Raw genomic sequence first — 7,818 nt, forward strand, 5'->3', positions numbered from 1 at the left:
AGCAACGCAGGAGCAGTTGCCGCGTAGGGCAGTCTATTCTCGGACAGCCTCCTGGGTGTCAGTAACGATACCGTCTACAAATGGATAGAAAAGCAGGATATGCCCGGGCACAGAATGGGGCGTCTCTGGAAATTCAAGAAAGATGAAGTTGATAATTGGGTAAAAGCAGGAGGGTCAGCTGAACTATCTGCTCGGGAGCATGAAACTCTATGACACAACCCTACAAGCTTTCCTTCACCGCCGGTAGTCTGCTACTCAGAGAGTCTGTGGATCTGGCTCAGTATTTACTAGACCTTGGTGAGTGGGAACTTGCGAGGGAAAAAGCATTGTCACAGAACCTTCTCCAGACAAGAACCCTAAGCACATCGACCAGGACTATCCGTGAAATTGGCCATCGGCTAAAAACCCTTACTCCAGTAGAGTTAGAGTTTTTAGTACACTCAGCATCTGCTGATCAAGCAGCAATGCTATGGGTCGCTACCTGTCGCTATTACCGGCTTATTGGTGAATTTGCAGTTGAGGTTATCAGAGAAAAGTTTCTCTCCATGAGCTACCAACTCGATGAGGAGGATTTTGACTACTTCTTTAACCAGAAGGGAGAATGGCATGATGAGCTGGAGAGCACTCAGCAAGTTACCCGAGACAAACTAAAGCAAGTCGTCTTCCGCATGCTGCGAGAGGCAAACTTACTGACAAAAGAAAACAGAATCATACCTGTTGTTCTTTCTTCAGAATTTATTGAACTTTTGTCCAGCCATAATCCAAAAGAGATCACCTTTTTTCCAATTTACGAAAATCAACTTAATACAGGGAGTGACCACCGGTGATATATGACCAGAGGTCAGACAGAGACCTGCTAGATCACCTGGTTGCGGTGGTCTCCAGTGATCGCTTTCTCAAAATGCAGGGCTTAGGCAACGAAGTACCTTTCTTCATCTGTCCTTTTGACCCCGGGAAAGCGAACAATATTGAAAAAATTCGTAAGAATTTGTCCAGCCAACTCCTGAGCAATGGCATTGATATTCTCGAAATCAATCTCTATGACCTCTGCTTCGATCTACTTAACAGGGATGATGACTGGAGCTGGTATGTAGAAAAGGAAGCTGAAATAGGCAAAGAGAAGCTACTTGAAGATATGCAGTCCATCCTTGATGTTGAGAAAAATATCATCCCTGCCATCGCTGAGCAAATGAAATCCAGGAAGTTTGATGTTTTGATATTATCCGGTGTGGGAGAAGTCTTCCCGATCATCCGCTCTCATAATTTACTCAGCAACTTACAGAGTACTGCGAAACATCAACCTACTCTAATGTTCTTCCCGGGCACCTATTCATACTCACCAGAAAAGGGTTCGTCCTTAGAACTTTTTGGCAAGTTGCATGATGACAACTACTACCGTGCCTTCAACATTCTGAACAGAAGTGCTTAAGCGAGGGATTTGCAATGACAACCGCTCTTAAAGATATTTTCCTGCGCCCTATTGACCGCCCCATTGAGGGAGTCATCAAGGCAGACGACGAAGAAAACCTCCGCAATGAGCTGGAGGAGTACGAACTGATACCCGAAGTAGCCAGACGGCTGGAAATTTTCCTTGATGCTTATAACAACTACACCAATGCAAATGGTGTATGGCTTTCCGGTTTCTTCGGCTGCGGTAAATCACACCTCCTGAAAATGCTATCTCTGGTACTGGAAAACAGGGAAGTGGGTGGTACAAAGGCAGCAGATATATTCTTGCCTAAATGCAAAAAAGACAGTGACATCCTCCATGCAGACATGGAAAAAGCGGTCAGAATCCCATCCAAAAGCATTCTATTTAATATTGACCAGAAAGCAGATGTCATCAGCAAAGAACAGACCGACGCCCTGATTGCCGTCTTTATCAAAGTATTCGACGAAGCCTGTGGTTACTATGGCAAACAACCCTACATAGCCAAGTTCGAACGTGAACTGGATCAGGAAAACCTCTTTGAAAGCTTTAAAGGGCATTTTGAACGTCTGGCCAATCGTGGCTGGTGTTGGGGACGTACCCGCCCAACCCGGATAGCTTCCTTTGTTGACGATGCTTATCGAGAAGTCACCGGGCAGCCTGCGAAAGATGTGCTGGATACGTATCGATCAGACTACAAGCTCTCCATAGAAGACTTTGCGGATCAAATTAACCAATACATCGCTCAACAACCTCCGGGCTTTCGCCTGAACTTCTTTGTCGATGAAATTGGACAATACATTGCAGATAAAACCAGGCTGATGACCAACCTGCAAACATTGGCAGAATCCCTGGCCACAAAATGCCGTGGTCAGGCCTGGGTTATTGTCACAGCACAAGAAGAAATCAGTGACATCATTGGTGACATGACCCAGAGTGACAGCAATGCAGACGCCTTCTCAAAGATCCAGGCTCGCTTTAAATATCGCTTAAAGTTAACCAGTGCGGATGCGGCTGAAGTTATTCAGTTGCGATTACTGACCAAAGATGAGCAGGGAATTAACCTGCTGTCAGATACTTACCACCAGCAGCTCAATAACTTCAACACACTATTCAGCTTTACGGATGGTGCACAAACCCATCGCAACTTTAAGGATAAAGAGCACTTTATCCATTGTTACCCATTTATTCCTTACCAGTTCACCCTGTTCCAATCAGCCATTCAGAACCTTTCCCGTCACAATGCCTTTGAAGGTCGTCATAACTCAGTGGGTGAGCGATCCATGCTGGGCGTGTTTCAGGATGTTGCTAAAATGGTAGGCGACCGTCCTGTTGGACAGCTGGCAACATTTGATCTTATGTACGAAGGCCTGCGAGCCACACTGAAGTCCAGCGTCCAAAGCGCCATTCCTGTTGCTGAAAAAAACCTCGGAGACCCTTGTGCTGTTCGACTGTTGAAAGCTCTGCTCCTGGTAAAGTATGTCAAAGAATTTAAGCCGACTGTTCGCAACATGAGCATATTAATGCTGGAAAGGTTTGACCAGAATATCAGTGCGCTGCATAAAAAAGTTGAGCAGGGGCTAGCGCTTCTGGAACAGCAAATCTACGTACAGCGCAACGGCGACGTATATGAATACCTCACTGACGAGGAAAAGGATGTCGAAAAAGAGATCAAAAATACAGAGGCAGACTCCCGAAAAATCGCTGAACATCTGGAAAAAATGGTCTTTGATTCCATCATCAAACATCGAAAGATTCGCTTTGATGGCAACGGGCAAGACTACATCTATTCAAGAAAACTCGATGAAAAGCTCCATGGACGTGAACACGAACTGGCCATTCATGTAATCTCTCCTTTCCATGAAAACGCAGGTAATGCCGAGCTTTTGCGCATGCAGAGCATGGGCAGAGATGAACTCCTTATCGTTATGCCAGCCGACCCTCAGCTGATGCAAGACCTGGTGATGTATGAAAAAACATTGAAATACATCCGTCACAACAGCCAAAACGCCAATGACGCCACCCGCCGTATCATTGCTGAAAAAGGACAGGCAAATGAGGCGCGTAAGAAATTAATACAAAATCAAGTCGCAGCACTGTTAGTCAAAGCACCCATGATAGCCACTGGCAGCGACATTGAAGTCAATAGCGAGGACGCTCAAACCCGAATCATCCGTGGATTTCAAGGGTTGATAAATCGCGTCTACCCCTATCTGGGCATGTTGCGGAACACATATAAAGAAGAAGATATTCCCATCTGCCTGGAAAAGGGGAAAGACAGCCTGTTCAGTGGTCAGGCCACCAATCTCTCTGAAACGGAAAAGGAAGTACTGTCCTTTATTCGGGGCAACAAAAGGGGAGGCGTTAAAACCAGCATTAAATCACTCTTGGAAAAATTCGAGAAAAAACCTTATGGCTGGTACTACGCAGCAATTCTCTGCACACTTGCCTACCTCTGTGCCCGTGGCAAAGTAGATGCAACTATTGATGGCATACCCCAGGAAGATTCAGAATTAGCCTCAGCCCTGAGAAACACTCACGGCCATACCAAAGTCATACTCGAACCACAGGCTGACTTTACCGCTGCTGAAGTTCGTAAACTGACTGACTTTTATGATGAGTTCTTTGACAGTCCTCCCTCGGCGAATGAAGCCAAGGCTCTGGGCAATGAAACCGGCGTTAAACTGGAGGAACTGCATCATAAACTGGACAGACTCTATGCCCAAAACGGCAACTACCCTTTCCTGAATCTGCTAAAGCCTGTTCTGGACGATCTTGAAAGCCATAAAGATAAACCCTATGGCTGGTATCTGACCGAGTTTCTTAAAAGTGAAGACAATCTGCTGAAGCACAAAGAAACGCTTATTGATCCCGTTATTCGCTTTATGGCAAATGACAGCACCCAACGAGCCATTTATGATGAAGCCTCAGCTTTTATCCTCAGTCAGAAAGACAACTTTCCCTATGTTCAGGGTATAAACTGCGATGCGGTAGAGGGCGCACTTACCGACAAAGACTGCTTCCGTGGTAACCGTATGCAGCAGCTGAAAATTAAGCTGGATGATCTCAAAATCCGGGTTGAAGAACAGCTAAGTGCCGAAATCGATACTGCCCGCACAACCATTGCCGGGAAAAAACAAACGTTCTCCGCTCAAAACGACTTCAGTAAAATTACGACAGATCAACAATCGCTGCTGCTACAGGCATTTGATAATGCAAGCGCTGCGATTGCCAATCAGAAACTGATTGCCCTGGTCCGGGATAAACTGAGAACCTTCGAGGAAGTCGAGTATCCACAGCTACTCACACAACTGCTGACCCGGGCAGCCCAGACATCACCTGCAGCTGCTGGAGAGGGAGGCAACAGCAAGCCTCATAATGAAGGGCCCGGATCATCCGGCACGGTAAAACCCGCGCCAAAAGTGGAGATCATTGCCAAAAGCCAGATCAAAGTCCCCTTTGATCAACCCCTGTTGGCCAATGAACAGGATATTGACCGATATCTGTCTTCTATGCGGGAGGTTCTGCTGACACAGATTAAAGAAGGTAAAAAGGTACAGGTATGATCGAATCACTGGAGCTGCGGGAGTTCACTACCTTCCACCGACTGAAAATAGAGTTTTCAGCCAAAATAAACATCATTATCGGTGCCAATGGCACCGGTAAAAGCCAACTGTTAAAAGCGGCCTATGCCCTTTGCTCGGGCGAGAGCAAACTAAAGTCCGGCAATGACATCAAGCAGGACGATATTGAAACAGAACTGGCAAAACTATTGACCAGCCTGTTTATGCCTCTGGATGGCAAGTTGGGAAAAATGCGAAAGAATGGTGCCGGTACGGATAAAGCAAACCTGAAATCCTCCTTTACATCAGGTACCAATGTGGAGCTAGAGTTCTCCAACAATGCAACCAAAAAAGTTCAGCTGGAAAATATTACCCATTTCCAACAAAAGCGAGCTGAGCCAGTATTCTTCCCGACTAAAGAAGTACTGGCCCTTATGAAAGGCTTTGTCAGCCTTTACCAACAGCGAGAACTCTCATTTGATCGAACCTATCAGGATATCTGCCTACAGTTGGACCTCCCTCCAATAAGACCAGAAAAACTGACAGAAAGAGCCAAATGGGCAATGGCTGAGCTGGAGCGAGTCTGTGGTGGCCGCTTTATCTTCTATGGCGGTGGTAATGTCACCTTCAAATCCTCAAAGGACGGTACTGAGTATTCCGCAAACGCCATTGCCGAAGGCTTTCGTAAGGCCGGAATGCTTTCCCGCCTGCTGGAAACCGGCACCATAAGCCCTGGTGAAAGTGGGCCATTATTCTGGGATGAGCCGGAAGCCAATATGAACCCAAAGCTTATGGAGCTGCTCGTTCAGATCCTGCTGGAGCTATCACGTAATGGCCAGCAGATCATCCTTGCTACTCATGAGTACGTTCTATTGAAATGGTTCGATTTGCTTAAAACCTCTGCGGATCATATCCGTTACCACGCCCTCTATCAGGACACAAACACCGGTGAGATAAAAATCGACTCTACCGATGATTACCAATCGCTGACGCCCAATGCTATTTCAGATTCCTTCAATGACCTGACTAAAAAACAGGTGAGCCTGAAAATGGGGAACCTGGGTAAATGAAGTTAACCGAAAATGATCTGGCGATAGATTTCACCGATGCCATAGATGGTGGAACTCTGGTGTTTGATCAGATGAAGCCCACTCAACCCAATTACCACGGGCTAAGCGAACAACACCGGGTCGATTTTGTGGTTGAGCTTGAAGAAGCCATTCTGTTTGTTGAGGTGAAAGATCCGGGGTATCCAAGAGCTCAAAAAGAAGGGCTGGAGAAATTCCATAACGAGATTGAAAACGGCACCCTAAGCAGTACCTTTGCCAATAAATTTATCGATACCTTTTTTTATCGCTGGGCAGAGAGAAAACTCACAAAACCGGTTCATTATCTTAGCCTGGTCACCCTGGATCTTGAGCTAAACGCCAACCTGACCGATGAAATTACAGCAAAAATGCCACCTGCTGGCAGAGCAGTTGATCGTTGGCAGCGGTCAATCTATGAAAACTGCCAGGTCTTTAATCTGGAAATATGGAACGAGAACTTTCCTAAATGGCCTGCCACTCGTATCAGCGAAGTGGCTAACCAGACGCTCACCTAACGAATTCACAGTGAGCATTCTGCTCATATCAAGGTCTTATGATGGATAAACCCACCCAAGCCAAACTGAAGAAATTTGCCCAGTATGCCCGGACCAGTCTGATGGAACAGGTTAGTACCCGGCTGAAACAGGTACTGGAGCCATCCAGTGCAGCCCGCCGTGAAAACCCATCAGCGGTGGCTGCACTGGAACAGAAGATTCAAACCTCCAGCCAGCAGCAAGTGGTTGAACAGGTTGCCTACACCTGGTTTAACCGTTTCTGCGCCCTGCGTTTTATGGACATTAACGGCTACACCCCGCTGGGTATCGTCTCACCGGAAGCCGGGCAATTTCAGCCTGCCATTCTGGCGGAAGCCAAAATGGGCCATATTGATGACAAACTGGTCTCCAATGAAAAGACCCGCCAGCATATTATGGCGCTACTGGTTGGCTCAGCTACAAGCCAGGACCCGCAGGGTGAAGCCTATCGACTGCTGCTGGTGGCCACCTGTAACTCCTATAACAAAAGCATGAGTTACCTGTTTGGGCGCATTACCGACTACACCGAGCTGCTGTTGCCTTCTGATCTGCTCTCGGGAAATGCCATTCTCTCCTTTGTGCAGCAGGCCATGACGCCCGAAGCCTGTAAAAGCGTTGAAGTGATTGGCTGGCTCTATCAGTTCTACATCTCCGAGAAAAAGGATGATGTATTTGAAGCGCTCAAGAAAAACAAAAAAATCATGCCGGAGAATATTCCTGCGGCCACCCAGCTCTTTACACCCCACTATATCGTGCGTTATCTGGTGGAGAACTCCCTTGGGCGGCTCTGGATGCTGAATAATCCGAACTCCAGACTGATTGACCGGATGGAGTACTACATCAAGCCGGTGGATGTGGAAACGAACTTCCTGAAAGTCACCTCACCGGAAGCACTGAAACTCTGTGACCCGGCGTGTGGCTCCGGCCATATGCTCTCTTACGCTTATGACCTGCTTTATGCCATTTATGACGAAGCCGGTTATGAGCCCAATGAGATCCCCGAAAACATCCTGACCCACAACCTCTTCGGTATCGAGCTGGATGAACGGGCCGGTGAACTCGCCTCCTTTGCGCTCAGCATGAAAGCGGCAGGGGGCAATCCGGCAGAAACCAAAACTAACCACCGTCGTTTCTTCCGCAACCCGATACAACCCCAGGGCGACAGAATCGGTCGAACGATCATCCCGATAATAGGATATTTAGCT

7 protein-coding genes are annotated in these 7,818 nt (G+C 47.2%); all 7 read left to right on the forward strand.

From position 1 onward, the window contains the following. Nucleotides 1-51 precede the first annotated feature (51 nt). On the forward strand, nucleotides 52-213 hold the full coding sequence (locus tag KDK14_RS10745) for an excisionase family DNA-binding protein (protein ID WP_257265112.1): 162 nt from the start codon (nucleotides 52-54) through the stop codon (nucleotides 211-213). Further along, nucleotides 210-827: a DUF1819 family protein gene (locus KDK14_RS10750; protein ID WP_257265106.1), complete on the forward strand. Its 618-nt coding sequence runs from the start codon at nucleotides 210-212 to the stop codon at nucleotides 825-827. Before KDK14_RS10745 ends, KDK14_RS10750 begins: the two co-directional genes overlap by 4 nt. Before the next feature lie 47 nt (nucleotides 828-874). After that, nucleotides 875-1,429: a DUF1788 domain-containing protein gene (locus KDK14_RS10755; RefSeq protein WP_257265107.1), complete on the forward strand. Its 555-nt coding sequence runs from the start codon at nucleotides 875-877 to the stop codon at nucleotides 1,427-1,429. Between the two features lie 14 nt (nucleotides 1,430-1,443). Beyond that, nucleotides 1,444-4,995, forward strand: coding sequence for a BREX system P-loop protein BrxC (gene brxC / locus KDK14_RS10760; RefSeq protein WP_257265108.1), 3,552 nt, complete (start codon nucleotides 1,444-1,446; stop codon nucleotides 4,993-4,995). After that, nucleotides 4,992-6,062 (forward strand): ATP/GTP-binding protein, encoded by a 1,071-nt coding sequence (locus KDK14_RS10765; RefSeq protein WP_257265109.1) that lies wholly within the window; start codon nucleotides 4,992-4,994, stop codon nucleotides 6,060-6,062. The genes brxC and KDK14_RS10765 overlap by 4 nt, the downstream gene beginning before the upstream one ends. Beyond that, on the forward strand, nucleotides 6,059-6,595 hold the full coding sequence (locus tag KDK14_RS10770; protein WP_257265110.1) for a hypothetical protein: 537 nt from the start codon (nucleotides 6,059-6,061) through the stop codon (nucleotides 6,593-6,595). Before KDK14_RS10765 ends, KDK14_RS10770 begins: the two co-directional genes overlap by 4 nt. Nucleotides 6,596-6,636: 41 nt before the next feature. After that, the coding region (locus KDK14_RS10775) for a BREX-1 system adenine-specific DNA-methyltransferase PglX (protein WP_257265111.1) at nucleotides 6,637-7,818 on the forward strand (1,182 nt) is incomplete at its 3' end.

This window comes from Endozoicomonas sp. ONNA2 (assembly GCF_024606365.1).
Taxonomy (GTDB): domain Bacteria; phylum Pseudomonadota; class Gammaproteobacteria; order Pseudomonadales; family Endozoicomonadaceae; genus Endozoicomonas.